This window comes from Shinella sumterensis, from assembly GCF_004514425.2.
Lineage (GTDB): Bacteria > Pseudomonadota > Alphaproteobacteria > Rhizobiales > Rhizobiaceae > Shinella > Shinella sumterensis.
In genome coordinates, this window is the sequence record NZ_MYFN02000043.1 from 1 (window position 1) to 1,659 (window position 1,659).

Here is a 1,659-nt window from a genome sequence, read left to right on the forward strand (position 1 = left end):
TCTGGCTGCTGGCGCCTGGTGCGCTGTGGATGTTGCTCTTCCTGGTCGCGCCCATCCTGATGATGGTCTACGTTTCCTTCTGGACCCAGACCACGTTCAAGATCGAGCCGACGCTGACGCTGAAGAGCTGGGTCACCTTCTTCACGTCGGATACCTATCTCGGCGCGTTGTGGACCACGGTGCGCATCTGGCTCATCGTGCTCGTTTCCACGCTGCTCGTCGGCTATCCGGCGGCACTCTTCGTCGGGCTGTTCGTCAAGAACAAGACGCTGTCGACCGCGCTGCTCGTGCTCTGCGTCATTCCGTTCTGGACCTCCTTCCTCATCCGCGTGCTGGCCTGGCGGCCGATGCTCGGCAAGGAGGGCGCGATCAACATGATCCTCATGAAGATCGGCGTGATCACCCAGCCGATCGAGGTGCTGCTGTTCTCCGAACTCTCCGTCATCATCGGCATGACGCAGATCTACTGCGTCTTCATGGTCGGTCCCATCGCCTTCATGCTGGGCCGCATCGATCCCTCGGTCATCGAGGCCGCGCAGGATCTCGGCGCCGGCTTCTGGCGCATCTTCCGCACCATCATCCTGCCGCTCTCCATGCCGGGCGTGGTGGTGGGCGCCATCTTCGTCTCCGTCATGGTGCTCGGCGAGTTCGCGACATCCGCCGCGCTGTCCGGCCGCAAGGTGAACCTGCTCGGCAACATCATCGTCACCCAGGTCGGGTCGCTGAAATGGGCCTTCGCCGCCGTCGCCGGCGTGGTGCTGACGATCCTGATGGGCGCCGTCGTCGCCGCCCTGCTGCGCGTCGTCGATCTCAGGAAGGAGCTCTGATCATGAACGCTTCCGGCATCAAGTTCGGCCTCGGCGTCTATACCGCGCTGTTCATCGTGTTCCTGTACGGCCCGCTCGCGGTGCTTGCCATCCTGTCGTTCCAGACGGGACCGGAGGGCGGCCCGCAGTTCCCGATCATCGAATGGTCGACCTACTGGTACAAGCACCTCTTCGGCCTGGCCCCGCCCTCGCGCATCGCGCCGCTGCCCATCGACCAGGCGCTGTTCCGTTCGCTGGCGCTCGCCGTCATGACGATGATCGTCTCCACCGTGCTCGGCGTCACCGCCGCCCAGGCGTTCCGCAGGAAGTTCCGCGGCTCGGGTGTGATCTTCTATCTCATCGTGCTCGGCATGATGGTTCCGGGCGTGCTCGTCGGCCTCGGCATGGCGCTGGTCGCCAACACGCTCGGCATCGACCGCCACTGGTGGGGCACGGCCTTCGTTTTGCATGTGGTCTACACGTTCCCCTTCGCCTTCCTCGTCATGCTGGCGATCTTCAACCGCTTCGATCCGAGTGTGGAAGAGGCTGCGTGGTCGCTCGGCGTTCCGCCGGCCCGGACCTTCCGCAAGATCACCTTCCCGCTGATCTTTCCCGGCGTGCTGTCGGCCATGCTGTTTGCCTTCACGCTGTCCTATGACGAGTTCTCGCGCACCCTGTTCGCCTCGGGCCGTGACCTGACGCTGCCGCTCGCCATCTACGGCACCTTCTCCGTGGAAGTGCATCCGAACGTCTTCGCCTTCGGTGTGCTGACCACGCTGTTCTCCTTCGCGCTGCTCGGCACCTATGCCGTGCTGATGGGCATGTCCGTCAGACGCGCCAAGCGCATGGCCAT

2 protein-coding genes are annotated in these 1,659 nt (G+C 64.0%); both read left to right on the forward strand.

Features of this window, described 5'->3' with window-relative positions:
* A partial coding sequence (locus B5M41_RS26700) for an ABC transporter permease (RefSeq protein ID WP_134653395.1) occupies positions 1 to 827 on the forward strand: 827 nt, incomplete at its 5' end.
* 2 nt (positions 828 to 829) lie between these two features.
* Positions 830 to 1,659, forward strand: an 830-nt coding sequence (locus B5M41_RS26705; protein ID WP_134653393.1) for an ABC transporter permease, incomplete at its 3' end; no start/stop codon positions are given.